At 71.0% G+C, this 26,533-nt stretch carries 24 protein-coding genes, 2 tRNA genes and 1 pseudogene; 16 read left to right on the top strand and 11 right to left on the bottom strand.

Going from position 1 to position 26,533, the window contains the following annotated elements; all coding sequences use genetic code 11:
- Nucleotides 1–14 precede the first annotated feature (14 nt).
- From ACZ6J5_RS19630 to ACZ6J5_RS19615, 4 genes are all read left to right on the top strand, one after another.
- Nucleotides 15–347, top strand: a complete 333-nt coding sequence (locus tag ACZ6J5_RS19630; protein ID WP_469393131.1) for a hypothetical protein — start codon at nt 15–17, stop codon at nt 345–347.
- A 72-nt stretch (nt 348–419) separates the two neighbouring features.
- Nucleotides 420–878 (top strand): hypothetical protein, encoded by a 459-nt coding sequence (locus ACZ6J5_RS19625; RefSeq protein ID WP_469393129.1) that lies wholly within the window; start codon nt 420–422, stop codon nt 876–878.
- A gap of 25 nt (nt 879–903) precedes the next feature.
- On the top strand, nt 904–1,242 hold the full coding sequence (locus tag ACZ6J5_RS19620) for a hypothetical protein (RefSeq protein ID WP_469393128.1): 339 nt from the start codon (nt 904–906) through the stop codon (nt 1,240–1,242).
- A 454-nt stretch (nt 1,243–1,696) separates the two neighbouring features.
- Complete coding sequence (locus tag ACZ6J5_RS19615; protein WP_469393126.1) at nt 1,697–2,053, top strand: hypothetical protein; 357 nt, start codon at nt 1,697–1,699, stop codon at nt 2,051–2,053.
- Here the strand turns inward: ACZ6J5_RS19615 and ACZ6J5_RS19610 are convergent.
- Nucleotides 2,050–2,316 carry a GntR family transcriptional regulator gene (locus ACZ6J5_RS19610; RefSeq protein ID WP_469393124.1) on the bottom strand — a complete coding sequence of 89 codons (267 nt, stop codon included), beginning with the start codon at nt 2,314–2,316 and terminating at the stop codon, nt 2,050–2,052. The genes ACZ6J5_RS19615 and ACZ6J5_RS19610 overlap by 4 nt on opposite strands.
- A gap of 179 nt (nt 2,317–2,495) precedes the next feature.
- On the opposite strand from ACZ6J5_RS19610, the gene ACZ6J5_RS19605 reads away from it, so the two are divergent.
- The 3 genes from ACZ6J5_RS19605 to ACZ6J5_RS19595 all read left to right on the top strand — a co-directional run bounded on the left by ACZ6J5_RS19605 (nt 2,496) and on the right by ACZ6J5_RS19595 (nt 4,025).
- A complete protein-coding gene (locus ACZ6J5_RS19605) occupies nt 2,496–2,885 on the top strand; it encodes a hypothetical protein (protein WP_469393122.1) in 390 nt (129 codons plus the stop codon).
- A gap of 261 nt (nt 2,886–3,146) precedes the next feature.
- Nucleotides 3,147–3,455 (top strand): hypothetical protein, encoded by a 309-nt coding sequence (locus ACZ6J5_RS19600; protein WP_469393120.1) that lies wholly within the window; start codon nt 3,147–3,149, stop codon nt 3,453–3,455.
- Between the two features lie 138 nt (nt 3,456–3,593).
- On the top strand, nt 3,594–4,025 hold the full coding sequence (locus tag ACZ6J5_RS19595) for a DUF732 domain-containing protein (RefSeq protein WP_469393118.1): 432 nt from the start codon (nt 3,594–3,596) through the stop codon (nt 4,023–4,025).
- Nucleotides 4,026–4,121: 96 nt separating this feature from the next.
- Here the strand turns inward: ACZ6J5_RS19595 and ACZ6J5_RS19590 are convergent.
- Nucleotides 4,122–4,979, bottom strand: a pseudogene (locus ACZ6J5_RS19590) (MFS transporter); the annotation flags it as partial.
- 62 nt (nt 4,980–5,041) lie between these two features.
- Here ACZ6J5_RS19590 and ACZ6J5_RS19585 point away from each other — a divergent pair.
- Nucleotides 5,042–6,004, top strand: coding sequence for a helix-turn-helix transcriptional regulator (locus tag ACZ6J5_RS19585; protein ID WP_469393116.1), 963 nt, complete (start codon nt 5,042–5,044; stop codon nt 6,002–6,004).
- A gap of 97 nt (nt 6,005–6,101) precedes the next feature.
- Here ACZ6J5_RS19585 and ACZ6J5_RS19580 read toward each other — a convergent pair whose 3' ends face one another.
- A complete protein-coding gene (locus tag ACZ6J5_RS19580) occupies nt 6,102–7,103 on the bottom strand; it encodes a sigma-70 family RNA polymerase sigma factor (RefSeq protein ID WP_362484944.1) in 1,002 nt (333 codons plus the stop codon).
- 512 nt (nt 7,104–7,615) lie between these two features.
- Complete coding sequence (locus ACZ6J5_RS19575; RefSeq protein WP_469393114.1) at nt 7,616–8,413, bottom strand: dioxygenase family protein; 798 nt, start codon at nt 8,411–8,413, stop codon at nt 7,616–7,618.
- 129 nt (nt 8,414–8,542) lie between these two features.
- Here ACZ6J5_RS19575 and ACZ6J5_RS19570 point away from each other — a divergent pair, with 129 nt between their 5' ends.
- Nucleotides 8,543–9,037 (top strand): MarR family winged helix-turn-helix transcriptional regulator, encoded by a 495-nt coding sequence (locus ACZ6J5_RS19570; protein WP_362484948.1) that lies wholly within the window; start codon nt 8,543–8,545, stop codon nt 9,035–9,037.
- A 192-nt stretch (nt 9,038–9,229) separates the two neighbouring features.
- Here ACZ6J5_RS19570 and ACZ6J5_RS19565 read toward each other — a convergent pair whose 3' ends face one another.
- Nucleotides 9,230–10,774, bottom strand: coding sequence for an MFS transporter (locus ACZ6J5_RS19565; RefSeq protein ID WP_469393111.1), 1,545 nt, complete (start codon nt 10,772–10,774; stop codon nt 9,230–9,232).
- Between the two features lie 114 nt (nt 10,775–10,888).
- Complete coding sequence (locus ACZ6J5_RS19560) at nt 10,889–11,566, bottom strand: TetR/AcrR family transcriptional regulator (RefSeq protein ID WP_469393109.1); 678 nt, start codon at nt 11,564–11,566, stop codon at nt 10,889–10,891.
- 316 nt (nt 11,567–11,882) lie between these two features.
- On the opposite strand from ACZ6J5_RS19560, the gene ACZ6J5_RS19555 reads away from it, so the two are divergent.
- Nucleotides 11,883–13,157: a M6 family metalloprotease domain-containing protein gene (locus tag ACZ6J5_RS19555; protein WP_469393107.1), complete on the top strand. Its 1,275-nt coding sequence runs from the start codon at nt 11,883–11,885 to the stop codon at nt 13,155–13,157.
- A gap of 28 nt (nt 13,158–13,185) precedes the next feature.
- Here the strand turns inward: ACZ6J5_RS19555 and ACZ6J5_RS19550 are convergent, their stop codons facing one another.
- The 4 genes from ACZ6J5_RS19550 to ACZ6J5_RS19535 all read right to left on the bottom strand — a co-directional run bounded on the left by ACZ6J5_RS19550 (nt 13,186) and on the right by ACZ6J5_RS19535 (nt 18,012).
- Nucleotides 13,186–14,925, bottom strand: a complete 1,740-nt coding sequence (locus ACZ6J5_RS19550) for a class I adenylate-forming enzyme family protein (protein ID WP_469393105.1) — start codon at nt 14,923–14,925, stop codon at nt 13,186–13,188.
- Nucleotides 14,926–15,040: 115 nt separating this feature from the next.
- Nucleotides 15,041–15,688, bottom strand: coding sequence for a ScbR family autoregulator-binding transcription factor (locus ACZ6J5_RS19545; RefSeq protein ID WP_469393104.1), 648 nt, complete (start codon nt 15,686–15,688; stop codon nt 15,041–15,043).
- 129 nt (nt 15,689–15,817) lie between these two features.
- Entirely contained in the window at nt 15,818–17,158 is a 1,341-nt protein-coding gene (locus tag ACZ6J5_RS19540) for a cytochrome P450 family protein (RefSeq protein ID WP_469393102.1), read from the bottom strand.
- Between the two features lie 176 nt (nt 17,159–17,334).
- A complete protein-coding gene (locus ACZ6J5_RS19535; RefSeq protein ID WP_469393100.1) occupies nt 17,335–18,012 on the bottom strand; it encodes a ScbR family autoregulator-binding transcription factor in 678 nt (225 codons plus the stop codon).
- A 272-nt stretch (nt 18,013–18,284) separates the two neighbouring features.
- On the opposite strand from ACZ6J5_RS19535, the gene ACZ6J5_RS19530 reads away from it, so the two are divergent.
- The 6 genes from ACZ6J5_RS19530 (at nt 18,285) to ACZ6J5_RS19505 (ending at nt 24,608) form a co-directional block, all read left to right on the top strand.
- On the top strand, nt 18,285–20,123 hold the full coding sequence (locus ACZ6J5_RS19530; protein ID WP_469393098.1) for an acyl-CoA dehydrogenase family protein: 1,839 nt from the start codon (nt 18,285–18,287) through the stop codon (nt 20,121–20,123).
- A 50-nt stretch (nt 20,124–20,173) separates the two neighbouring features.
- Nucleotides 20,174–20,249: transfer RNA gene (locus ACZ6J5_RS19525), tRNA-Arg, on the top strand.
- A gap of 220 nt (nt 20,250–20,469) precedes the next feature.
- Nucleotides 20,470–20,736 (top strand): hypothetical protein, encoded by a 267-nt coding sequence (locus tag ACZ6J5_RS19520; protein ID WP_469393096.1) that lies wholly within the window; start codon nt 20,470–20,472, stop codon nt 20,734–20,736.
- Nucleotides 20,733–21,179 (top strand): hypothetical protein, encoded by a 447-nt coding sequence (locus ACZ6J5_RS19515; protein WP_469393094.1) that lies wholly within the window; start codon nt 20,733–20,735, stop codon nt 21,177–21,179. The genes ACZ6J5_RS19520 and ACZ6J5_RS19515 overlap by 4 nt, the downstream gene beginning before the upstream one ends.
- A 473-nt stretch (nt 21,180–21,652) precedes the next feature.
- Nucleotides 21,653–24,100, top strand: coding sequence for an N-6 DNA methylase (locus ACZ6J5_RS19510; RefSeq protein WP_469393092.1), 2,448 nt, complete (start codon nt 21,653–21,655; stop codon nt 24,098–24,100).
- 442 nt (nt 24,101–24,542) lie between these two features.
- Nucleotides 24,543–24,608: transfer RNA gene (locus ACZ6J5_RS19505), tRNA-OTHER, on the top strand.
- A gap of 65 nt (nt 24,609–24,673) precedes the next feature.
- Here ACZ6J5_RS19505 and ACZ6J5_RS19500 read toward each other — a convergent pair.
- Nucleotides 24,674–26,473, bottom strand: coding sequence for an MFS transporter (locus ACZ6J5_RS19500; RefSeq protein ID WP_469393090.1), 1,800 nt, complete (start codon nt 26,471–26,473; stop codon nt 24,674–24,676).
- Between the last annotated feature and the right edge of the window lie 60 nt (nt 26,474–26,533).

Here is a 26,533-nt window from a genome sequence, read left to right as displayed (position 1 = left end):
GAGAGCGGCGACGCATGAACGATCACGGTGACGACTTCGAGGTGTGGTGTGGTACCCATGCCGCCCCGTCCCCTCAGTCAGAAGAGCACTGGCTGACGGTGGCGCGGTACCTCCGGCACAGCGTGAACAAGATCGCGCCGGAGCCCCTGCCCCTCTGCCTCCCCGGTGAACCTCAGGACTGCGGGCGCCAAGGTCAACAGCACGTGTTGGCGTGGGCGGCCGCCCTGAAAGCCGCCGCTCAGCACGTGATCGAAACCGCGTCGCCGGCTCCCGCCTACTCCGCCTACGCCGGACAGACGCTGTACCAACGCGCGCTGACCGACTTCCGGCAGAAGGGCAACGACTGACGCCCATACCGCCCCGTCCGTGCGCTGCCCCCGTGGTGCGCGGGCGGGGCCCTCACACCCCCGAAGGTGCTCGTGGCCCGCCCCACCTATGCGCAGCGTAAAGCTGCCTGTGACGTTGCCCGCGCTGACAAAGACGTGATCATCGCCCGTTACAAGGCGGGCGAACGAATATCGCGGATCACTGACGACTACGCCGTATCCGAAACGTGGCTGCGTGCCCTGCTGGACGACTGGGGCGTCCCCCGCCGCTCCCGTCAGCAGATGCACCTACACACCCGCCCCGGCCACGTCTTCCGTGGACGCGCCCACCGTTCGCCGGAAGAACTCGCCACCGCGCGGGAACGGTTTGCACAACAGCGTGACGACGTGTCCAAGCGGTACGCCTCCGGTGCCGTCTCCGTCAACGCCCTCGCACGCGAGTTCAGCATCGCCCCCCACTGGATCGCCGCGCAGCTCCGTGAATGGGGCGTGCCCGTGCGGACGTGGGGTGAGGCCGTGGACATCCTCCGGCGCCGCGCCGAATCCCGGTAACCCTCTCCCCCTCAGGAAAGCACCCATGGACCTCTGCCACGTGACACGGCGCCTGCCCTACGTCGAGCTGCTGACCGCCATGCGCGACGCGGGCGCCCCCGAGAGCGACTATCCCCCACTCGCTGACGCGTTCGGGGTTTGCGAACTCGGCACCGAGCACAACGGGCGCCACATGGACTGCATGTTCGCGCCTGGGGCCGAACCGGAACTCTGGGTCCAGTGGGATGACGACAAGATCATCTATGTGCGCGTGCCTATCTGTGAACAGGACGACATGTCCTTGCCCTTGAAGGCTCGAACGGCGTGCTGGCTGCCGCTCGCCCACGACTGCGGGCACTCCTGGGAAGCCGAAGGGCAGTCGTAGCCGATGCTCCAGTGCACCGCGATCAACCGCTTGTCCATCCCCGACTTCATAGCCGCTACGGAGGTGGCTGAGGCCCCGCCGGAAACCCCTGACCACGTCATGATGGGGTACGCGCTGTGCGAACTCGGCGAAGACCACGAGGGTCCGCATTTTGGTCTGATGTGGCCTCCGGCTGGACTCGCGCCCGGTGTTTGGCTCCGCTGGACGGACTACTACGACGCGGTATTCGTCGGGCGCGACCGGTGCACCGCAGATCCCCCCGGGCAGGACCACTGCGTCCTGTTCACCGGTCACCCGTCCGCGTGCTCGTGGGACATCACCGACCCGACACGGGACGCCCTACGGGAAGAGCGCGGCGAACCAGACCTAGACGCTTCGCCGCCTCCGGACTAGGACCCCGATGTTGCAGTGCACGGCCGTCCGGCCACGTCCCTACGCTCAGACGCTCGCAGCGATGCGCGCCACCCCGGAACTGGACTACCCCGACCACATCGCCGGCGAGATGGCCATGTGCGAACTCGGCGAGAGCCACGACGGCTGGCACGCGGACCACCTGTGGGACATCGGAGACAGCCCCGAGACCTACCGCTGCGTCCGGCTCCGCTGGGACGACCAGGGGTACGCCATCGTCACCCTCGCCCACTGCGAGGCGTACGAGGCCGACCCCGAGCGTGTGTGTGATCTCTACGCCGACCACCCGGCCGAGCACTCATGGAACGTAGCCGACCCGACCCGCGAAGCATTGCGGGCCGACAGCATCGCGAACCCGGAACGCTACGGGATGCCGCCGGGCTCCTTCGGCTCTTCCTAGTCGTCCGCCTGGCCGTCGCCCTCGCTGCCCGAGCCGGCCGGAGCGGGAGCAACGAACGACCCCTTTCCCCACCGGGTCTCGATGAGCCCGCGCTCACGAGCAATGCCGATCGCCCGGCGCGCGGTCATCCGGGCCACTCCGTGCCGCGCGCAAAGCTCGGCCTCTGACGAGATCGGTTCTCCGGGAACTTTGCCTTTGATCTCCGACAGGAGCGCGTCCAGCACATCCATGTACGGGGCGCGGGGTCCGCTGGTCTCGGGCATGGGGGAAGCGTAGACAAACCGCCAATCCTGAGCGACTTAGACGAGTAGATGAGTTAGACAGGTAGACGAGTTAGACAAGTTGGCTTAGCGTGATTCCCCGAACACGAAAACGCCCCGGAAGACCGCTTAGGACCGGTCCGCCGGGGCACCACCGACCAGCTTTCTAGGAGCTGACCGACATGCGCGAGTTTATCGCCTACACCTCCATTGGACTGGGGCTGCTGCTCATCCTGTGGACTGCCCTGCGGGCCACGGACCGCCGGCCCGGACGCCACAGCGCCGCCTACCAGGCACCCGAGACACTGCCCACCCTCACCGGCCCCCACATGAGGCCGTGGCCCACCCCGACCCCGAAGCACGTCCGGGACCGGCAGATGCCGCTCCGGGGCGAAGATACACAGCTCGTCCGTCCCTACGCCCCGGCGGAGAGCACGCTAGAGCTGTCCGTCATCCACGAGCGGCGCCGCGCTGCCGTCTTCGCCAGGGCAGGCGTGGACTACCCGTACGGCTACGAGGGCGACCAGTTCGCCGCCCTCGCCGCGCTGGACACCGCGACGGTGACCGCGTGACCCCCGACCGGTACGTCTCTGCTCTCCTCCGGCCCGAGCCCGCCCCCAAGCGCGGAGCGTCCTGCGTCCGCTGCGAGGACTGGACATGGGCGCCCGTAGAGGTCGGCTACTGGTGGACGAGCGGCCCCGGGTTCGTGCAGTACGCGTGCCCGAGTCACGTCGTGGGCGTGGACCCCGGCCCGATGCCCGGAGAGCTGGAGCGGGGCGCATAGGGCTTTCGCAATGGCACTATCGGACACCACACGGAAGGGAGGGCCAGACGTGGCCCTGGCATCACGAGAGCGGCAGTACCTGGCGCAGACACTCGCCGAGGAAGTGAACCCGGTCTACGCGCACATCGTGTGCGAGGCGTGGGCACTGGTTCTGAACTCGGAGCGGCACGAGACCCCCGCCCGGCAGAAGACGGCGAAGCAGACCGCCGCAGGGATGGAGCGCGCCGCGCTCATCGTGCTCAAGCACGCGGAGTACCTGATGGAGGACATCGAGCCTGACGCCCGTCTCAAGCGCGACAGGGAGCGCTACGAGGAAGCGTGGCACGCGGACCGCGCAGACCTGGACGCCCCGGTCTAGGCGCCCCCGCAGGCAGAAAGAGCCCCGTTCGGAGAATCATCCGAGCGGGGCTCCTTCTATGTCAGAACCGCTCGTGACCTGCGCGAACGGCGTGATACAGATGCGGGCGATCAACGCACCACCAGGGGAGGGACCGCTATGCAGCGGAAGAAGAAACCATGGGTTATCGCGGGGGCTGCGGTGCTCGCAGTTGGGGGGCTGCTCTCGCTGTTCGAGGACGACAGCAAGACCACGGCAGCGCCGAACGCAAAGCCATCAACTGCCGCAACCACGGAAGCGTCCAGCAAGCCCGCAACAGCGCCGACGACAAGCATCGTGCCCGCGCCCGACGCAGGACAGCGCACGACGCTCATAGCGGCACTGCGCGCCATAGACGCGGGGTTGGTCGCCAAGGAGGAACGGGCAGTAGACCGGGCCCGGAACGTCTGCGCGGACATCAAGGGCGGCAAGGACGCGGCGACCGTCCAGCGCAACACGAGGACGCGTTACGAGGGGGGCACGGTACCGAGCCTCACGGACAAGCAAGCGGCGGACATCGTGGCCGCCGTACGGTCGTCGTTCTGCTCGTAGCTCGACCGCAGGAAGACAGCAAAACGCCCCGTTCGGTCAAGTGCCGGGCGGGGCTTCGTCAGTCCTGAACTGTTCTTCTTCAAGGTGTCAGGGTGTAACCTCTACCCCCGCCGCGAACGATTTGACGCGGAACAGCGACAGCTCGACGAGCGGCGAGCCGTCCTTCTTCGTCTTGTACTTCTCGTACGCGACGAGGGCGCCGAAGACGACGAGGCTGCCGGCCATCATCAGGTGGCCCCACAGCGGCCAGTCCAGCTCGCGCCCGCGGGTCAGCGGGTAGATCAGCATGAGGAGCGCGCCGGTCACCAGGACCACGCCGACCAGGTCGAGGCGGAGTGCCCTGGGCGCCTTCGACTCGGTGATGAAGCGGCGGCCCAGGATGATCGCGGCGACGCCGACCGGCAGGTTGATGAGGAAGATCGGGCGCCACTCCAGGCCCGCGATGTTCCACTGGGTGAGGAGCGCGCCGAGCAGCGGGCCGGAGACCGCGCCGAGGCCGATGATCGCGCCGAACATGCCGAAGACCTTGCCGCGCTCGTGCGCCGGGAAGGTGACGTGCACGATGGAGAGGACCTGCGGCACCATCATGGCCGCCGCCGCGCCCTGGAGCAGGCGGGAGCCGACCAGCATCTCCTGGTTGGCGGCGAGCCCGCAGAGCGCCGAGGCGACCGTGAAGCCGGCCGTGCCGGCCAGGAAGAGGCGCTTGCGGCCGTAGATGTCGCCGAGGCGGCCACCCGTGATCAGGCCGGCGGCGAAGGCCAGCGCGTATCCGGCGGTGATCCACTGGATGGCGCCGAACGAGGCGCCGAGGTCCCGCTCGATGCTGGGGATCGCGATGTTCACGATCGTGGCGTCGACCAGGTCCATGAAGGCGGCGGTCATGACGATGGCGAGGGCGATCCAGCGCCTCTTGTCAGTGGGGGCCGCTTCCGTGACGGCGTCGTGTGCACTCATATGAGAAAGATAAGAGTCATATAGGTCAGCCCATGTCCTAGATGCGCCGCATCCTGGAAGACATGACGGACACTCCGGCACGACTCCTGAATCTGCTGTCGCTCCTCCAGACCCCGCGCGAGTGGCCCGGCAGCGAGCTGGCCGAGCGGCTCGCGGTCTCCCCGCGCACGATCCGGCGGGACATCGACCGGCTGCGGGACCTCGGCTATCCCGTCGAGGCCAGCAAGGGCGCGGTCGGCGGATACCGCCTGGTCGCCGGTACGGCCATGCCGCCGCTGCTCCTCGACGACGAGGAGGCGGTCGCGATCGCGGTCGGGCTGCGCGCGGGCGCCGGGCACGCCATCGAGGGCGTCGAGGAGGCCTCCGTACGGGCCCTGGCCAAGCTGGAGCAGGTGCTGCCCTCGCGGCTGCGGCACCGGGTCTCCACCCTCCAGAACGCCACGATCCCGCTGACCCGGGGCGACGGGGCGACCGTCACCCCCGGCACGCTCACGGCGCTGGCGGGCGCGGTGACCGGCCAGGAGCGGCTGCGCTTCGGCTACCGGGCGGGCGACGGCACCGAGACGAAGCGGCTGGTGGAGCCGTACCGGCTGGTGTCGACCGGGCGGCGCTGGTACCTCGTCGCGTACGACCTGGGGCGCGAGGACTGGCGCACCTTCCGGGTCGACCGGGTGAGCGAGCCCTTCCCGACCGGCGCCCGCTTCACCCCGCGCGAGCTCCCGGCGGGGGACGCCGCCGCCTACATGGCCCGGTCGATGGCGCGGGCCCAGCCCGAGCTCGACCTGGACGTCTCCTTCGAGGCCCCGGCGGCCTTCGTGGCGGGACGGCTGCCCTCGCACCTGGTGCCGGTGGCGACCGGCGAGACGAGCTGCCGGCTGCGGACCCGGACCAGCGACTCGACCGAATGGCTGGCGATCCGGCTGGCGCTGGTCGACGCGCCCTTCACCCTCCACGGGCCGGAGCCGCTGCGCGCGTACGTGGCGGACCTCTCGACCCGGCTGGCCGCGGCGGCCGAGGAGCACTGAGCCCGAGGAACACCGGTCATCGGGCACTGAACGACGGAGGCGGCCCCGGACCGAGGTCCGGGGCCGCCTCCGTCGTCCCGGGGCGGAGCGGGGCGGGCTACGCCACCGCGTCGAAGCCCGTGTCGCGGGCCATCTTCTTCAGCTCCAGCAGCGCGTGCTTCTCGATCTGGCGGATGCGCTCGCGGGTCAGACCGTGCTCCTTGCCGACCTCGGTCAGCGTCCGCTCGCGCCCGTCCTCGATCCCGTACCGCATCCGGATGATGGACGCCGTGCGGTTGTCCAGCTTGTCGATGAGGTCGTCCAGCTCCTCGCTGCGCAGCAGGGTCAGCACCGACTGCTCCGGCGAGACCGCCGAGGTGTCCTCCAGGAGGTCGCCGAACTGCGTCTCGCCCTCGTCGTCCACCGACATGTTCAGCGAGACCGGGTCGCGCGCCCAGTCCAGCACGTCGGTGACCCGTGCCGGGGTCGAGTCCAGCTCGGCGGCGATCTCCGCGGGCTCCGGCTCGCGCCCGTGCTCGCGGTTGAACTCGCGCTGGACCCGGCGGATCCGGCCCAGCTCCTCCACCAGGTGGACGGGGAGCCGGATGGTGCGCGACTGGTCCGCTATGGACCGGGTGATGGCCTGGCGGATCCACCACGTGGCGTACGTGGAGAACTTGAAGCCCTTCGCGTAGTCGAACTTCTCGACCGCGCGGACCAGGCCCGCGTTCCCCTCCTGGATCAGGTCGAGCAGCGGCAGGCCGCTGCGCGGATAGCGCCGGGCCACGGCCACGACCAGCCGCAGGTTCGACTTGATGAAGAGGTCCTTGGCACGCTCGCCCTCGGCGACCAGCGCCTCAAGCTCCTCACGGGTCGCGCCGCCCGCCTCGCTCTCGACCTCCTTGTCGAGGATCTGCCGGGCGAAGACGCCCGCCTCGATGGTCTGCGAGAGCTCGACCTCCTTGGCGGCGTCGAGCAGGGGCGTGCGCGCGATCTCGTCGAGGTACATGCCGACCAGGTCGCGGTCGGCGATCTCCCCGCCCACGGCGCGAACGCTGCTTGCCCGGCTGCTTCCGCTCGCGGCGGAGGACTGACGACGGGCGACGGCACGGGTTGCCATGCGTGCTCCCTTGCTGAGTAGGTCGCGACACCCTCCCGGGTGCCCTGCATCCGACGGAAACAACGACTGTAATCAGGACAGAATTCCCACCCGGCACATGGATTTTCGCGATCATGCAGTATCCTGCGCCGCCGAGCGCACGGACGGCAGCCCACAGGAGCCCGCGGCGAGCCACGGATCCGCAGGTCAGACCCCTTCGAAGGGCAGCCCGGCGGCTCCCGGCGGGCCGTCCGGGCACTCCGCGCGTGAGACCGCCGTCACATCCGGCGCGGGGACCCCGTCGGCTCCGCTCTCACCCCTGAAGACGTCACCCGCACCCCCGGGGTTGCCCGGCCGCCGGACCGTCCGAGCGGTACGCGGCCGGAGGCCCGGCGGACGGGCTCGGCGGAACCGGCGGAACCGGCGGGCTCGGCGGCTCAGCGGCTCAGCGGCTCAGCGGCTCGGCGGGCTCGGCGGGCTCGGCGGGCTCAGCGGGCTCAGCGGGCTCAGCGGGCTCAGCGGGCTCAGCGGGCTCAGCCGAACTGCACGGAGCGCTTCGCCAGCCCCATCCAGAAGCCGTCGATGGCACTGCGCTCCCGGTCCAGGTCGCCGGCCGCGTCCGCCGCGCCCATCGCCACGAAGAGCGGGGCGAAGTGTTCGGTGCGCGGGTGGGCGAGCCGGCCGGCGGGCGACTTGGCCTCGAAGTCGAGCAGGGCGTCGACGTCGTGCGCGGCGAGGGCTTCGTGGCCCCAGGCGTCGAACTCGGCGGACCAGCCGGGCACGCCGGGCCCGGTGTGGCGCAGGGCGGCCAGGTTGTGGGTGAAGAAGCCACTGCCGACGATCAGCACGCCCTCGTCGCGCAGCGGGGCGAGCCGGCGCCCGATCTCCATGAGCCGGCGGGGGTCGAGGGTCGGCATGGAGATCTGGAGCACGGGGATGTCGGCGCCCGGGTACATCTCGACGAGCGGCACGTAGGCGCCGTGGTCGAGCCCCCGGTCGGGCATGTCCTGCACGGGCGTGCCGGGGGCGCGCAGCAGCTTGCGGACGGACTCGGCGAGCGCGGGCGCGCCGGGGGCCTCGTACCGGACCCGGTAGTAGTGCTCGGGGAAGCCCCAGAAGTCGTAGACGAGGGGGACCGTCTCGGTGGCGCCGAGGGCCAGCGGGGCCTCCTCCCAGTGGGCGGAGACCATGAGGATCGCCTTGGGGCGGGGCAGCGTCGCGGACCAGGCGGCGAGCTCGCCGGGCCAGACCGGGTCGTCGGCGAGCGGCGGGGCGCCGTGCGAGAGGTAGAGGGCGGGCATCCGTTCGAGCGTGGCGTCCGTGGCATCCATGGCGTCCGCCTTCCGTGCGTACTGCGTGCGGTCGAGCCGATTCTTGGTTCTTGAACTTTCAAGCTCGCTGTCCACGCCAGCGTAAATCCATATAGTTCAACTTTCAAGAATGAGTCGTACGATGGATCCATGACCGTGACCGAACCCCGCTGGCTCGACGACGAGGAGCAGCGCGTCTGGCGTGCCTACCTCCATGCCACCACCCTGCTGGAGGACCACCTCGACCGCCAGCTCCAGCGTGACGCCGGGATGCCGCACACGTACTACGGGCTGCTGGTGCAGCTCTCCCAGGCGCCCCGGCGCCGGATGCGCATGACCCAGCTCGCCAAGGACGTGAAGATCACCCGCTCCCGGCTCTCGCACGCCGTCGCGCGCCTGGAGAAGAACGGCTGGGTGACGCGCGAGGAGTGCCCCTCCGACAAGCGCGGCCAGTTCGCCACGCTCACCGACGAGGGGTACGAGGTGCTGCGCAGGACCGCGCCCGGCCACGTCACCGCCGTCCGCCAGGCGCTCTTCGACCGGCTCACCCCGGAGCAGGTCGGACAGCTCGGCGCGATCATGCGCACGATGGCCGAGGGCCTCGAACCGGCGGACCCGAACGCGGACCTGCCCTGGCTCCGCTGAGACGGGAGCCAGGGCAGGGGGGCGGTGCGGCGCGGTGCGACGCGGTGCGGTGCGACGCGCGAGGTGGCGGCGGGGCCGGTGGGACCCGTAGGCCCCGTGGGACCCGTAGGCCCCGTGGGACCCGTAGGCCCCGTAGGCCCCGTGGGACCCGTGGGACCCGTAGGCCCCGTGGGATCCGTGGGCCCCGTGGGATCAGTGGGCGATGACGGGGATCTTCACCTCGTCGTCCGCGCCCGCGCCGGAGCCCGTCCCCGAGCCCGCGACGGCGCTCGTGCCAGGCTTGCCGGTGTTGATGAGCGTCAGCGCGATCGCCGCCGAGGCCGCGAGGATGCCGACCGCCCACCAGATCGCCGCCGAGTAGCCCTCGACCATGGCCTGGAGCTGGACCAGCTTCTGCGCCGCCGGGGTGGTCGCGCCGGCCGCGTGGTCCACCAGGTACGCGGTGGTCGCGGAGGCGGCGATCGTGTTCAGGAGCGCGGTGCCGATGGCGCCGCCGACCTGCTGCGAGGTGTTGACCATCGCGGAGGCCACGCCCGCGTCGCGCGGATCGACCCCGTGGGTGGCCAGGGACATCGCCGGCATGAACGCCGTGCCCATGCCGAGGCCCAGCAGCAGCTGCGCCGGCAGGATCAGCCCGGCGTACGAGGTGCCGGTCTCCAGCTGGGTCAGGAGCAGCATCCCGAGCGCGGCGGTCAGGAAGCCGGGGCCCATCAGGAAGCGCGGCGGGACCCGGGTCATCAGGCGGGTGCCGATCTGGGTGGAGCCGGTGATCATGCCCGCGATCATCGGGAGGAAGGCGAAGCCCGTCTTGACCGGCGAGTACCCCTTCACGACCTGGAGGTAGTAGGTCAGGAACAGGAACAGGCCGAACATCGCGATGACGGCGAGGCCGAGCGAGAGGTAGACGCCGCCCCGGTTGCGGTCGGTCACCACGCGCAGCGGCAGCAGCGGCGACCTCACCCGGGACTCGGTGAACACGAAGGCCGCGAGCAGCACGGCCGCGCCGACGAACAGGCCGATGGTGACCGGGTCGCTCCAGCCGTCGGACTCGGCGCGGGTGAAGCCGTACACCAGGGAGACCAGGCCCAGGGTGGACAGGACCACGCCCGGGACGTCGAGCGGCGAGCGGTTGCGTCCGCCGGCCGGCTCGCGGATGACGAAGTAGGCGCCGAGCGCGGCGACGACCGCGAACGGGATGTTGACGAAGAAGGTCCAGCGCCAGTTCAGGTACTCGGTGAGGAAGCCGCCGAGGATCAGGCCCACGGCACCGCCGCCGCCGGCGATCGCGCCGTAGATGCCGAAGGCCTTGGCGCGCTCCTTGGCGTCGGTGAACATCACGGCGAGCAGCGAGAGGGCGGCCGGGGCGAGCAGCGCGCCGAACGCGCCCTGCAGCGCGCGGGCGCCGAGCATCGTCGCCTCGCCGGTGGCGGCGCCGCCGAGGGCGGAGGCCGCGGCGAAGCCGATCAGGCCGACCACGAAGGTGCGCTTGCGGCCCCACAGGTCGGCGACCCGGCCGCCGAACAGGAGCAGACCGCCGAAGGCGAGGGCGTAGGCGGTGATGACCCACTGCCGGTTGCCGTCCGATATCCCGAGGTCCTGCTGGGCGGAGGGCAGCGCGATGTTCACGATCGTCGCGTCGAGCACGACCATGAGCTGGGCCAGGGCGATGAAGACGAGGGCTTTCCAGCGGCTCGGGTCGGCCTGGGCCGGCGGGGCGGACGCGGTTGTTTTCGACATGGGGGTAGCCACCTCTTGGCACGTACTGGTGAAAACTACTGAAAAAGGGACTTCTACAAGGGCGTTACGAGGCCGGGCCTGACGGAGTCAGGTGTCACGAAGCTGAGGGCGAGGTCACGAGGAGCAGCGGCTGTCGCTCCTCAGGTCCTCGAGAGTGGCGGCGGCACCGGCCAGTTCGGAGCGCGCGGGCGCCTCCAGACCGTCCAGGAACACCTGCAGATGGCGGTGGACGAAGCGGTCCATGTTCAGGCAGCCCGTCCCGGGCAGCGGCCGGGTGAGCTGCGACACGGCGACCATCAGGTCCCCGACGCCGACGTCGGACCGGAGCCGGCCGGCCGCCTGCGCCCGGTCGACGAGGCCCTGCACGGCCTCCTCCAGGCGGGCGCGCTCGGCCAGCAGGTCGGGGTGGTCCTTGTCGAAGCCGCCGTCGAGCATCGGGCACAGCGCGCCGATCCGTTCGTCGGCGGCGGCGTGCGTGAAGCGGCGCAGGGCGGCGAAGGTGTCCGCCTCCCGCTCCGCCGCCTCCAGGGCCCGCTCGGTGACGCGGGCCATCAGGGAGTTGACGACCTCGCGGACGAGGTCGGCGCGCTCGGGGAAGTTGCGGTAGAGCGTGGCGTTGCCGACACCGGCGCGGCGCGCGATCTCGTCCAGCGGGACCTGGGCGCCGAACTCGACGAACATCTCCCGCGCTGCCGTCACGATCCGCTCCCGGTTGCGCAGCGCGTCCGCGCGGGGGCGGGCCACGCGGCGGACCGGTGCGGCGTCGGCGGTGCTGCTGCTACTCGTGCTCACTGCGCTGCCTCCAGAGCCTGCTGATCGAGTCTCGCGATCGGATCTCGCGATCGGATCTCGCGATCCGGTCTCGCGATCCGGTCTCACGATCGAGTCTCGCGATCCGGTCCCACGATCCGGGGACAGAGTCCCCACTTCCTTGAACACAGGCTTAAACGGGGACTTGGTCCCCGGATATTTCCCGGCCTGGCTGTGACCTGGGTCACACCCGAAACGAGGTACCCCGGTCGGGCCACCCGCCGCGCGCGCCCTCGGCCCCCGCCACAGGCTGATCCCACGGTGCCGACCCATCGGCGCAGATCAGAGAGGCGACCGCATGCAGGAGTCCCGCCGGCTGATACGCAGACCCGTCGCCCTGGCCTCGGCCGGCGCGCTCGCGCTCGCCGCCCTGGCATCGGCCAGCACGACCCTGCCCGGCCCGGCCCCCGCCTCCGCGGGACCGGTCGCCGCGGGCCCCGGGGAAGCGCCGCTCGGCCCGTGCCGGATCGCCACGACGATGGGTGTGCAGATGTCGGAGGGCCTGCCCACCTCCCCCGGGTACGCACGCTCCACGGGCCGGATCAGGGCCCTCAACCTGATGATCGACTTCCCGGACGCCCCCGGCGAGGGAACCGCGATGAGCCGCTACCGCGAGTTCTTCCCGCAGACCGCCGACTGGTTCCGCACCAGCTCCTACGGGCGCCTCGTCTACCAGCCCGAGACCCCGATACCCGACTGGCTGCGCATGCCCCGGCCCTTCGCCTCGTACGGCGTGGAGCGCGGCTCCCCGTACGAACCGGGCTACCGAGGTCTGGTCGAGGACATCGTCAAGGCCGCCGACCCCAAGGTGGACTTCAGCGCGTACGACCTGGTCAACGTGCTGGTGACGCCGAACGCCGGGCCCTCCGCGCTCGACACCGTCCTGTCCGTGACCTTCTCCGGCAACGACGACGCGCCCTACGCGGACGGGGTGCCGCTCTCCAACACGTCCTTCGTCTACAGCCGCCAGGACGACGGCTCGGGCAGCTACGCCGAGACCGGCTACCGGGTGCTGCCGCACGAGAACGGGCACGTCTTCGGCCTGCCCGACCTGTACACCGTCGACGGCGGCGGGACCGTCGGGCACTGGGACATCATGTCCGAGGACTGGGGGGCCAACAACGACCTGCTCGGCTGGCACAAGTGGAAGCTGGGCTGGCTCGACAACGACCAGGTCGGCTGCGCCTCGCGGACCGGCGACGTCGAGTACACCCTGACCCCGCTGGCCACGGCGGGCGGGCGCAAGATGGTCTTCGTGCCGCTCTCCGACAAGGCCGGGTACGCCGCCGAGGTCCGCGTCCGCGAGGGCAACGACGAGGCGGTCTGCCGGCCCGGGGTGCTGATCTACCGGGTGGACACCGACGTGGACACCGGGCGCGGGCCCGTCACCGTGACCGACAGCGAGCACAGCAGCGGCGGCTGCACCCGCCGCCCCAACGTCCACGCGGAGCTGTCGGACGCCCCGTACCGCCCCGGCGAGAGCTTCACCGACCGCACCAACGGCATCCGGATCAGCGTCGTCGCGGAGGACGCGGAGAAGGAGACGTTCCGGGTCCGGGTGACCCGGGGCTGACGGGCCGGGCCCGACACTCCGGGGCCGGCTACCGGGTCGGCGCCCCGGGTCCCCCAGGCCCCTCTGGTCCCCCAGGCCCTCCAGGTCCCCCAGGCCCCCCTGGTCCCTCAGGCCCCTCAGGCCCCCGAAGCTCCTCCCGGATCCGGCGCTTCAGCACCTTCCCCGTCTCGTTGCGCGGCAGCTCCGCGTCCCGCAGGTGCACGTGCGCGGGGACCTTGAACGCCGCCAGGCGGGCCCCGACGTGCGCCCGCAGCCCCTCGGGGTCCGCCGCCGCGCCGGGGCGGAGCCGGACCACGGCGGCGACCTCCTCGCCCAGGACCGGGTGCGGGACGCCGACGACGGCCGCCTCGGCGACGTCCGGGTGGGCGTGCAGCACGCCCTCGACCTCGGCGCAGTAGACGTTCTCGCCGCCCCGGATCACCACGTCCTTGATCCGGTCGACCACCGTGACCCGCCCGTCCCGCACGTGTGCCAGGTCCCCGGTGCGGAACCAGCCGTCGGGGGTGAACGCCTCCCGGGTGGCCTCCTCGTCGCCCCAGTAGCCCCGGATCAGCGCCTGGCCGCGCAGCCACAGCTCACCGACGCCCTCGGCGTCCGGGCGGTCCACCCGCACCTCGGTGGTGGGCGTGGGCCGCCCGACGCTCTCGGGGTGCGCCCGGTACTCCGCGCCGAAGTTGGCGAGCACCCCGCCGCAGGTCTCGGTGAGGCCGTAGCCGTTGCGGGGCTCGACCCGCTCCCCGTACCGGGCCGCGAGCCGCCCGGCCAGACCGGGCGGGGCGGCCGCTCCCCCGGTGCTGAACAGGGTGACCGTCTCCAGCGGGTCGCCCGCCCGCTCGGCGGCGTCCAGGAGCTGGAGGGCGGTGGCCGGGACGCCCGCGTAGTGCGTGACGCGGTGGGCGCGGATCAGCTCCAGGGCCCGCTCCGCGTCCCACTTCCGCATCAGGACGAGGGTGCCGCCGGCCGCCATCACCGAGTAGAAGGAGGTGAACCCGGCGACGTGGAAGAAGGGGTACGTGGTGAGCGAGACCGGCGCCGGACCGGCCCCGGGCACCGCGCCGCGCCCGAGCGCGGCGGCGGCGGCGTGGTAGCGCGGGTTCATCGCCGCGCCCGCCTGCGCGAGGTGGGTGGCGACGGCGCCTTTGGGGCGGCCGGTGGTGCCGGAGGTGTAGATGATGGTGGCGTCCTGCCCGGGCGCCGCCTCGAAGCCTGGCCCCTGCGGCGGCCCGAGGAACGGGTCGAGATCGGGCACGTACGCCTCGAAGCCCTCGGGCGGCACGGTGTCCGGCGCGCCGTGGAAGACGATCCCGGGTACGGAGCGGGCGGCGGCCCAGGCGGCCACGCGCGGGACCCGCTCGCCGTCCACGAGCAGCACCCGGGGCGCGCAGTCGTCGAGGGCGTACGCGAACTCCGCCTCCGTCCACCAGGCGTTGAGCGGCACGGCGACGAGTCCGGCGAGCTGGGCGGCCCAGAAGGCGACCTGCCACTCGGGGTGGTTGCGCATGGCGACGACGGCGCGGTCGCCGGGGCGCAGCCCGTGCACGTCCACGAGGCGGCGGGCCAGCCCGCAGGCGGCGTCGAAGAACTCCCGGTAGCTCACGGTCCGGTCGTCGGCGACGAGGAAGGGCCGGTCGCCGTAGCCCCAGGTCGCCTCGACGAACTCGCGCAGGGTGCGGGGCCCGCCGGCGTACACCCCCTCCTCGTCGACGGCGAAGGGCGCACCGGGCCCGGCGAGCCGGGCGGCATGGGGGTCGCGGGGCGGCTCGGCCACGTCTTGTCCTCCAAGCATGAGGGCCTGTCCGGCCCTGGTCCGCCGGACAGGCCCTGGCCCCGCCGGTCCGGCCGCCGACGCTATGCGGGCCCCCCGAGAGCGTCAAGCCGGGCCCTCAGCGCACCCTGGCCGGCTCCCTGGCCGGCTCCGCGGTCGGGTCGCCCGAGGCGACGAACAGGCCCACGCGGGCGTCGCCGACGACCCGGGGCAGCAGGAAGGACCAGAAGCGGGTGAGCGGCGCGCGCTCCAGCCAGCGGGGGTCCTGGTGCCCGAGCACCTCGTGCCCCGCGGCCACCGCCACCACCGCCGCGGCGACGTCCCGGGCCGCCACGTCCGGGGCGAGCAGCCCCTCCCGCTCGGCGCGCGCGACGGTCGTCTCCACCCAGTCGCGCCAGAGCCGCCGCAGGTCCTGGGCGGCGCGGGGGCGCCGCTCGGAGCCGGCGCTCAGGTCGAAGCCGGCGCGCAGCACCGCGTCGGCGCGCAGCCCCTGGACCAGTTCGTGGCTGGCGTCGATGAGGATCTGCAGCGGCAGCGCCTCGCGGTCGCGGGTTATCCGCACGAGCCGCTCCCCCGCCGCGCCGACGACGGCGTCGGCGAGGGCCGCCTTGCTCTGGAAGTGGAAGTGCAGCGCCCCGCTGCTGACCCCGGCGCGGGCGCTGATGGTCGCGAGCGACGCGACCTCGAAGCCGTCCCGGTCGAAGAGCGCGGCGGCAGATTCGATGAGCGCGTTGCGGGTTCGAATCGCGCGCTCCTGCTTGGCCAAGGGGCCTCCGTCGATACCGCCGCTCCGTCGCGGGCGCCCAACACATGTCACTCTTCCGGAGACTTTAACAAACCGGCCCTGCGGTTTGCGATGGCCCCGGAGGAGAGATTGGGCGCCCGGCCGGGAGAACTAGGCGCCGAGCCGTACGGGCAGGGCCCCGTATCCGTTCAGGAGGAAGGTCGGCATGGGAGTCAGCTCCTCGGCCTTGCCCTCCAGTTCGAGATCGGGAAAACGTTCGAAGAGGGCGGAGAGCGCCACCGACGCCTCCAGGACCGCGAGCGGGGCGCCGAGGCAGCGGTGCACTCCGTGGCCGAAACCGATCGTGTCCCGGTCGGTGCGCAGCAGATCGAAACGGTCCGCTTCGTCCCCGTACCGCGCCGGGTCGAGGCCGCCCGCCGAGAAGGTGACGAGGATCGGGTCGCCCCGGGCGATCAGGACGCCGTCCAGGTCGATGTCCTCGACGGCGAAGCGCATCGGGGAGTACGCGGCGGGGCCGTGGCAGCGGAGGGTCTCGGCGACCACGTCCTCCCAGGAGGCGCGGCCGGCCCGGACGTGGGCGAGCTGCTCGGGGTCGGAGAGAAGGGCGGCGGCGGCGTTGACGACGAGCGCGGCGGTGGTGTCCTGACCTGCGGCGATCAACAGGAAGAGGGAGCCGAGGAGTTCGTTCTCGCTGAGGGCGTCGGCGCCGTCGCGGGCGGCGATCAGCGAGGAGGTGAGGTCGTCGCCGGGGGCCGCGCGGCGCTCGGCGACGAGGGCGGCGAGCTGCCGGAAGGCGGTGGCGCGGGCGGCCTCCATGGTGGCGGCGGAGACGCTGGAGCTGAACACCGTGCGCAGCGCGGCGCAGAGTTCGTCGCGGGCGGGGCCCTCGGCGACGCCGAAGAGCTCGCAGATCACCTGGAGAGGAAGCGATTCTGCGTAGGAGGCGCGGAGTTCGGCCGTACCGCCGTCGGCGAGCTCGGCCGCGAGCGGGTCGAGCAGCGAGGCCGCTATCTCCTCGATGCGGGGCTTGAGGGCGGCGGTCCTGCGCGCGGTGAACGCGGCGGCGACCAGGCGGCGCAGCCGGGCGTGCTCGACCCCGTACGAGAAGAGCATGTTCTCGTTGGCGACCCAGGGGTAGAGCGGCCACTCCGGGGTGATCAGGCCCTCGGCGAAGGCGGGCCAGTGGCGGCGGGCGTCCTTGGAGACGCGGGGGTCGAGCAGCAGCCGCTCGACGTATTCCTGGCCGACGACGGCCCAGGCTCTGACGCCGCCGGGGAGCTCGACCGGGGCGGCCGGGCCCCGGGCGCGGAGCGCGGCGGCCTCGCCGTCGAGGTCGGCGCCGGTGACGTCGAGGACGTACGGGGCGGGGGCGGCGTGGAGGGCCGGGAGTGCCTGGCGCGGCCGGGGGGCCCGCGGGGTCTCGGGGCTGACGGGGGCGATGGAGGCTTCGGTCGCGGAGGGGGCTTCGGTCGCGAAGGGGCAGGTGTCCATGCGGGTGGGGGCTCCGTTCGGTACGGTCGGGACCACTTGGCTTCGGTCGGGTTCGGTGCGTTTCGGTTCGTCCTGCGTGTTCCACCCCCACCGCACACGCGAGGGAGGGGAACGCCAGGTTCCCCTCCCCGTGACCCGAAAGCCATCTCCCGGCGCCGGAACGCCGGCGCCGCGCCTCAGCCGCCGGTGATCGCGATGGCGTCCCGCAGCCGGGCCGCCTCCTCGTACGCCCGCTCGGCGCGCGCGGGGGAGAAGTCGAGCCGCACCAGCACACCGGGCACGGCGATGGCGCTCAGCAGCGTGCGCATCAGGTCCGCCACCCGCTCGACGATGTCCTCGTGCTTGGTCATGATCTTGGAGAGCACCTGCACCCCGGTGAAACTGCCGGTGAACAGGCTGGCCGCGGGGACGATCTCCACGTGCGGCAGCACCTCGCCGGCCTCCTTGGCGCGGCCGAGCAGATCGATGTTGTGGTCGATCCAGCCCTGCATGGGGACCTGGCGGTCGAGCCCGTCGTGGGGCGAGCCCTGGTCCACGGTGAGGCGCACGCTGCCGCGCACCATGGGGTCGCCGGTGTGCAGCAGATGGGCCAGGACCAGCGCCTCGTCCGTGATCTGCTGGAGCAGCAGCTCCCGCTCGGGCACCGGCGGGAGCGCGCCGACCTGCCCGGCGAGCACCTCCTGGGCCAGCTCCTCCTTGGAGGAGAAGTGGAAGTACAGGGCACCCTTGGTCACCCCGCACTTCTTGAGCACCTCGGAGATCGTCGCCGCCTCGTAGCCGACCTCATCGAACAGCTCGGCCGCCGCGAGCACGATCTTCTGGCGCGTGCGGATGGCCCGTTCTTGTTGTGCCACTACATCCTCCGTACCTCGCGGCCGGGGAGGCCGAGAGGCTGATTTTCCAACGGCTCACATGGAGTGAGGAGTCGGCGACCGGTCCGCACGAAACTCCCGCCAGCAGTAGGGTGAGGCCGGGCACAACCGGATTCTTCACACGTCCACATTTCGAGAATAAAACCATCCAACCGGTTTGACAAGGATATTGAAACAAAACCGGTGGATCCGTATCTTTACGGGACAGGCCACCACCATCCCTACCGGGTCCACTCTCTTCGGGGGACGAGTCGATGCTCCAGCACGCGGAGACACCGCTCAGAGAAGGCGTCGCGACCCCGGAGAGCGCCACGGGCGCCGGGGCGGCGCCCGAGCTGACCCGGCTCCTGTTCGACGCGGACGACCGCGACCGCATCCACGCCGACTGGCGGCGGCTCGTCTCGGGTGAGGCCTTCGCCCACCGCCCCGGCCTCACCCCGGCCGAGCGCACGGCCCTCTCCTACGAGCGCCTGAGACTGGTCAACGACACCGTGTCCGGCACGGCCGCCGAGGTGCTGACCTACGACGCCCACCGGCTCGCCGCCCTCCACGAGTGGACCGGCTTCGTCGACGGCGGCCTGTGCACGCTCGCCAGCATCCACTACAACCTCTTCCTCGGCAGCCTCCTCGACCACGACGGCTACCGGCGCGACCTCACCCCGTACACGGCGATGGAGCGGACCGGGACCTTCCTGTGCACCGAGCTCGCCCACGGCAACGACGTCGCCGCCCTGGAGACCGTCGCCGTCCTGGACCGCGAGACCGGCGGCTTCGAGCTGCACACGCCGAACGCGGGCGCGCAGAAGTTCATGCCCAACACCAGCCTCACCGGCGGCCCCAAGGCGGCGCTGGTCGCCGCACGCCTGCTGGTGGACGGCGCCGACCAGGGCGTCTTCCTCTTCCTGACCCCGCTCAGCGACGAGCAGGGCCACCTCCCCGGCATACAGGTGCGCCGGCTGCCCGACCGCACCGGCACCCCCGTGGACCACTGCCTCACCTCCTTCGACCGGGTCCGGCTGCCGCGCGAGGCGCTGCTGGAGGCCGCCCACGGGCGCTTCGACAAGGAGGGCCGCTTCGGCAGCAGCCTCGGCAACCGGCGCAAGCGGTTCCTGCGCTCGGTCGGCCGGGTCACCGTCGGCAAGCTCTGCATGAGCGCCGGCACCCTGGGCATGGCCCGGGCCTCGCTCGCCATCGCCGTCCGCTACGCCGAGCACCGCCAGGTGGCCGCGCCGCGCGCCGGTGAGCGGCTGCCGCTCACCGCGCACCGCAGCCACCACGGGCGGCTGCTGCGGTCGGTGGCCACCGCGTACGCGATGACCTTCCTGCACCGCGAGGTCCTCGACCGCTGGGCCGCCCACGACCCCGCCGACACCGAGGACCGCGAGGCGGCGGAGCGCATCGTGGCCGTGGCCAAGGGCTGGATCACCTGGCATGCGCGGGACATCACCGTCGAGAGCCGGGAGCGCTGCGGCGCACAGGGCCTCTTCCCCGAGAACGGCCTGGCGGACCTGCCGCTGAACGTCGAGGGCGGCATCACCGCCGAGGGCGACAACCTGGTCATCTGGCAGAAGGCCGCCTCCGAGCTGGTCTTCGCCCACGAGGCGGGCCCCGAGAGCGCCCCGGAGGGCGAGCTCACCGACCTCCCCTTCCTGCGCGACCTGCACGCCTGCGTGGAACGCATCTGGCAGACCCGCGCCCGCACCGCCCTGCGCGACGGGCCCTCCGGCGACCCGGTCGGGCGCTGGAACGAGACCTCGGGCGCCGCCCTGGAGATGGTCGCCGCCCACGCCCGCCTGGCCGCCGCCGACGCCTTCCTCGCCGCCGTGGACCGCGCCACGACCACCCGCCCGCTCCTGGAGTCGCTGGCCCGCCTCTTCCTCCTGCACGAGCTGCGCCCCCACACCGGCGACCTGCTGGCCGCGGGCCACCTGACCCCCGCCCAGGTCAACGCCCTGCACCCCACGACCAACCACACCCTGGCCGCCCTCGCCCCCCACCTCACCCCCCTGGCCGCCGCCTTCGACCTCCCGGCCGAATACCTGACGGCCACCCCCATCGCGAACCCGGACTACCTGAACCGCTTCACCTACTGACCAGGGGGCCGCCCGCCCCCACCCGCTACACTGTCGAGCGTCACAACCCCGCCTTCGTAGCTCAGGGGATAGAGCACCGCTCTCCTAAAGCGGGTGTCGCAGGTTCGAATCCTGCCGGGGGCACCATGCAGTACCGCTCCGACCTGGGGTTTGTCCTCCAGGTGGGGGTTCTATTCGGCCTCGGACTCGTCGTCCGGGGCCGTTTGCGTGAGCGGATGGGAGGCTGACCTCCCGAATATCACCCACCGGATCAGCATCGGACGAGCATCCCCCACCCTCCCGCACCCTGCGGCAACCTCTCCGAGAAGAGCGGGTCACACCACACCGCACATGGCATACTGAAAGTATGGCAACCCGGAAGATCACCATCACCGTGCCGGAAGAGCTGGTGGAATCGATCAGAGGACGCGTCGACGCGCGCGGCGTGTCCGGCTACATCGCGGCCGCCGCCGCTCATCAGGACGCCATGGACCGACTGCGCGAGTTGGCCGAATGCCTCGAAGAAGAGCACGGCGCTGTAACAGATGACGAGCAGCAAGCAGCGCTGGATCGCATCGCCGCCATCGACGGCTGGCATGACGAGCGGCGATCACATTCGGACGAGGCCGCGTGAGCCGCACCACCCGAGCGAAGCTGCACCGGCCGCGGCAACGCGTCTTCGTGTTCGACTCCGAGGCTCTGTCCAAGGCGGTTCAGGGCGATCGGGAGATGGCTGCGCTGATCAAGACGGCTCCACGGCTCGACATCCCGATCGTCACCTCGGCGCTCACGACCTTGGAGGCATGGGACCCTCGCGAAGCGTCGAGGCAGGCACTGTGGAACTGGACGCTGTCCCGGATCCGCATCGCGCACACGGACGACCAGGTGATCGCCATGGCGCGCGACATGCTGAAGGCGGCTGGCCTGCATGGGCACAAGTACGCCATCGACGCCGTCCTGGCAGCTGTGGCCGGACGGGAAGCCGCGCAGGGAGCCCAGGCAACCGTCTTCACCTCCGACACCGACGACATGAATCAACTCCTCGCGGGACACTCCGTGCGAGTCGAGAAGGTCTGACGAGAAGCCGTCCGCGCCTCACCCCGACCACTCGCAGCTCCCCGAACAACCCGGGCACTCGTCGGACGACGCAGTGATCGCGTTCGTTCAGCCGACTCAGGTGACGAAAGCCCCATCACGTCAGCATGAAGCGCCCGTGGTCATCCGGCATGGACGAAGCAGGGCATTGCCTACGCGCCGCTGTCACAAAAAGGCAACTCGCCTGGTGACGAACACTCCGGCAGGCACCACGTGCGCGAGCGAGCGAACAGCTCCGTCACAACACCCTGTTCAGAGATGCGCGGCGATCAAATCCTCTGAGGCGACAACAAGACCGCTACCTCAGGGGGCGACGCCCCACGAACGCCCTTAGATCAAACAACCTCAGCGGACTGCGCACTTCAGGTGCGCAGTTGTTCAGCAGAGTCGTGCGCTTCTAAGGTCAGTCTTCATCAGCCATTGCTCATGGCGCAGTTGAAGGGGGCATCGCGCTCATGTCGTATCCGCCGACCGGTGACGAATCGCTGCTCGGACGAGCACAGATCGCCACGCTCGCAGGCGTAGGCCGACCGACCGTAACGGCCTGGGAAAGACAGGAGACCGACTTCCCGTCGCCGCGGCGCTCCAACGGGCAGGACTACTTTCGACGGTCGGAAATCATGGACTGGCTGGACCGACGGCCGGTGCCGTCCGGGCGGCTCGTCGCAGGAGAGCCCGTCGGCACCACCTACGGGGACCGTGTCCGGAAGGGACAAGAAGCCGGGAAGTCCCCAGCCGATGCAGTGAGGCACCATCTCGGCGTCTGGCCGTCGTACCGCATCCCGACCGGGGCTGTCGATGAACCCCACCCCGAGAACCGGCGGATCGTAACCGATCTGATGGGCAGCCCCGTCGACCGAGTACGGGGTGCGGCCAGTGTGCTCGACTATCTGAATCTGCTGCTCTGTCTCCACTATCTCCGTGGCGCTGCCCTGGAGCGCTTCGACACATTGGCCGCCCGCGCCCGCGACCTCAGCAGTCTCGACGAGGCGGCCCAGTTGCTCCGGGACGTCGGCCGCGCGGTCGACGAGGACCTGCGCGGCCTCGGCGTTCATTCGAGCATGCAGGAGGCATTGGGGCGCCTGGAGCCGCGGACCGCTCGTGACCTTCGCGGTGTCGTGGATGCGATGAGCCGCCTCACCGAGGACGTATTCGGGCTGATCCTCGACGAGTACGAGCAACGAGCCGCGCTGGGCAGCGGCGAGTTCTTCACTCCTCGCCCTGTGGTCCGGCTGATGACGCGGCTGGCCTGCTCGGAGTTCGGTCCTGGGCAACCGGAGTCCGTCTACGATCCCCACGCCCGCGACGGGGGGTTCCTCATCGAGGCGATGGCCGCCTGCGCCTTGGACAAGGACGGTCTACCGCGCCACGAGACGCTCCGGACGTACGGCGAGACCCGGCGCGCCGACACATGGCGACTGGCGACCATGAATCTCCTTCTTCATGGCGTCTCCCCGGCTCTCGACCTCAAGCGCACAGTCCCCTGGCACGACAGCACGGGGCGGGCTCCGCTGGAGTCGTTCGACATCGTGCTCACCAACCCACCGTTCAACATGAGCGACCCTGGCCGCGGAGAGCGCCACGAGGGGCAGTGGGCATTCGGGGCTCCGCCTCTCGACAACGACAACTTCGCCTGGGTCCAACACTGTCTGGCCAAGCTTCGCGAGCCGGGCCGAGCCGGGATCATCATGCCCAACAAGGCAGGCAACTCCGGGCACAAGGCCGAGCAGGCCATCCGGCGGAATCTGGTGGAGAGCGGAGTCGTCGACTGTGTCATCGCCCTGCCGGCCCAGTTGTTCACCGGCACCGCCGTACCGGTCTCCGTCTGGATGCTGCGCCACCCCAACAACCCGTGCGAGAGCACACTGTTCCTCGACGCACGGCACATGGGAGCGAAGAACGGATCGCGTCGAGTCCTCAGCGCCCTGGACGCCGAATCTCTCCTCAACGCCTACCGCGTTCACAGAAACACGGGAGAGGCCGTACCTCTCCTCAGAACTACGACCGCGGAGCCACACGTGCCCGCCGCCTCGGTATCCCGGGAAGAACTACGGCGCAGTGACTACTCCCTCAACCCTCTTGACCATGTCAAACACCGGAGCGGCGGAGGGGAGCGCTTCAAGCACGGGCTCGTGCCCGCCTGGGAGCAGTTGAGCAACGCTGAAGAGCACCTACGAGACATACAGGAAACCACCGCTCAGCTACCGTTCGCCGGAGGCCGCGGACCCCTGCCCCGGAGGAACCAGCCGACCTCGATGGCCAGCCTCGACTCACTGTGCGAGATCCAGGCCGGACCGTCCTATTCCAAGCTCGGCAAGAAGCAGCGCAGCACCCATGGCCCGGTTCCCGTCGTGTTTCCACGGCATCTGAAGGACCGGCGTATCAGCGACGAAGCGGACGAGCGGGTGACGGAGGAGACGGCCCGTCAGTTGCGGAACTTCGAGCTGCGGCACAAGGACATCGTATGTATCCGCTCCGGCGCGATCGTCCCGCCGGCGCTGGTGCAGCAGCATCAGGCCGGCTGGCTGATGAGCCCCAACGTCATCCGGCTACGTGTGCTGGATGAACAGGAGGACCGGGTGCTACCGGAGTATCTGCTCCACTACCTGTGCCTGGAGGAGTCCGTCGCCTGGATGCGAGACCGGGCCGCCGCCACCGCAGCCCCGTCGCTCAGGTCCGAATCTCTCGGGTCGCTGCGGATTCCGCTGCTGGAGTTGGCCGAGCAACAGGAGATCGTGGCCGCGCTGAACGGCCTTGACAAGCTGGACCACGCCCATCGGGCTGTTGCTGCGTCGGTGCAGTGCACCCGCATCGCCCTGGCCGCTGCGCTACTGGGCCCGTCCTCCGAACCCACCCCTGACACCTTCCCTCGCCGCCGATTCGAGAAAGAAGCGTCGCTGTGAACACCCGGCACCGATCGTCCGCTCCGACGGCCCTTTCCACGTCGGACTCCGAGCCCACCAACAGTGCCTGGATTCCCTGGCTCCTAGTGATGGTGCTGTTCTCTGCCCTTGTCGCGGTATGCGTCGGATTCCTCAAGGTCCTCGACGGCACCCCGGCTTCGGGGGCCCTGATCTCGGCAGGTGGAGCGTTCGGAGGAACCGCGCTGCTCTGTCTGGCGGTGGTACCGGTAGTCCGACAACTGCGTCAACGCGGATAGCCAGCTCCTTGTAGATCTTGCTGGGATCGCGCGCACCAGTGCCCACACCACCGCAGGCGAGAGGCACCCCAACGCGTGAGCGATGCGTGAGCGGACAGTCCGGCACGAGGTGTCACGAGCTGGATCAGGCACGAAGCCGCGTGGCGCTGATCAGGCGAAACAGTGCCACGCGGCAGCGCCAGGCAGCCCCCGGCAAAGATCCGATCCCGCTCCTAAAGCGGGTGTCGCAGGTTCGAATCCTGCCGGGGGCACAGAAGGAAGAAGGCCCCCCTGCCGTGTGCGGCAGGGGGGCCTTCTCGCGTCCGGGGCCGGGTGGTCAGCGGAGTTCCTCCGGGCAGGTGGTGCCTCGGGGGAAGAGTTTGTACGGGGCGCCCAGGCGGTAGGTGCCGGGCTTGGGGGCCAGGAGTTCGGTCCACTCGTCGCCCTCCGGGTCCGGCTCCGCCTTCAGGAGGCAGCCCTCCTTGTTGGCGAAGACCTTCGGGAGTTCCGTTTCCGAGGACTCCCGGGCCCGCTTGGACGCTTCCGTCTCCTGCGGGGGTTCGATCTTGGCGCCGTCCGGGCCGATCAGGGCCAGCCACGGGGAGTAGGGGACGCGGATCATGACCCGGCCCGGGGTGTCGAGGGTGATGACGACCTCGTTGGCCTCGGCGCGCTCGACCCGGGCCGGCGGGTCCGCCAGCGGGGTCGGGTTCGTGACCTCGTACAGGCGCCAGTTCGCGTCCGACCAGACCTGGCGGAGGTACGGCAGGCCCTTGTCGACCAGCTCCGCCTCCCGCTCGGCGCCCGAGTCCGGGGCGCCCGTCGGCAGCACCACGTAGTGGACCGCCCAGCGGCCGAGCCAGTCCTGGTAGTTCGCCGCGTTCAGGGTGTCGTCGTAGAAGAGCGGGTTGCGCTCCATGTCGGCCTGGCGGTTCCAGCCCCGGGCCAGGTTGATGTACGGGGCCAGGGCCGAGGACTCCCGGTGGCTGGAGGCGGGGACCACCTCCACCCGGGCCTTCTCCGCGCCCCGCACCTGGAGCTGGTTGATCAGCGGCGCCACCTCGCGCGCCCAGGAGGCGTCCGGGGCGGTGCGGATCACGTCGTCCACGCCCTTGAAGCCGATCCAGATGTTCAGGCCCACGAAGGCCAGCACGATCGCGTACCAGCGGCGGGAGCGGGGCCGCGCGTACGGCAGCGCCGCCAGCAGGACCACGCCCGCGAAGAGCATCACCAGGCGCGAGACGTTCGAGCCGATCTGCGAGTCGACCAGCCAGGTGAGCAGGGTGCCGGCCGAGTAGACCGCCGCGCCCGTGCGGACCGTGCGCCACTCCCGGGGCACCAGGACGAAGCAGAGGACGCCGAAGAGGAAGGGGAGCGAGGTCGACATCAGCGACATCGGCTGCGTGCCCGAGAAGGGGAACAGCCAGGCCGACAGGGCCACCACCACGACCGGCGCCAGGCCCAGGGCGTACGCGCCGGGCCGCCGCTTGTTCAGGAACAGCGCCGCCGCCGCCACGCCCAGGAACAGTCCCGCCACCGGGCTGCACGCCGTCGCCAGGCCCGCCAGCGGGGCCGCCACCGCCGCCTTCGCCCAGCGGCGGTAGCGCCAGCGGTGCGGCCAGCAGAACACCGCCGCGACCGCGCCCAGCGCGAACATCATGCCGAGGCCGAAGGTCACCCGCCCCGACAGCGCGTTGCACAGGAAGGCGAAGACCCCGGCCAGCGCGCACGCCATCGGATTGCGGACCGCCCGCACCCGCACCAGGATCAGCGCGGTCAGCGCCGCCGACAGCGTCCCCGCGATCATCATCGTGGTCCGGACGCCCAGCACCGACATCACGTACGGCGAGATCACGCTGTACGAGACCGGGTGCATCCCCCCGTACCAGGCGAGGTTGTACGCCGAGTCCGGGTGCCGTCCGACGAACTCCGCCCACGCGTCCTGCGCGGCCAGGTCGCCGCCGCTGTTGGCGAAGAAGAAGAACCACAGGACGTGGGTGACGGCCGCCACCGCGGTCGCGGCGAGGACGGTGTAGCGGCGCTTGCGGCGCGGGGCGGCAGGCGCCTCGGCGGCCGGTTCCGGCGGCTCCGGGGCCGGTCGCTGGCCTGGGAGCTCTATTCGCGAAGGCGAAGACACGTGGGTTTGGCCTCCGGTTTCCCGGGTCCCCTCTGCGGTGGTCAACTGCGGCCCTCTCCC

The organism is Streptomyces sp. NPDC042100, from assembly GCF_055582325.1.
This window is presented reverse-complemented; position numbering and strand designations above follow the sequence as displayed.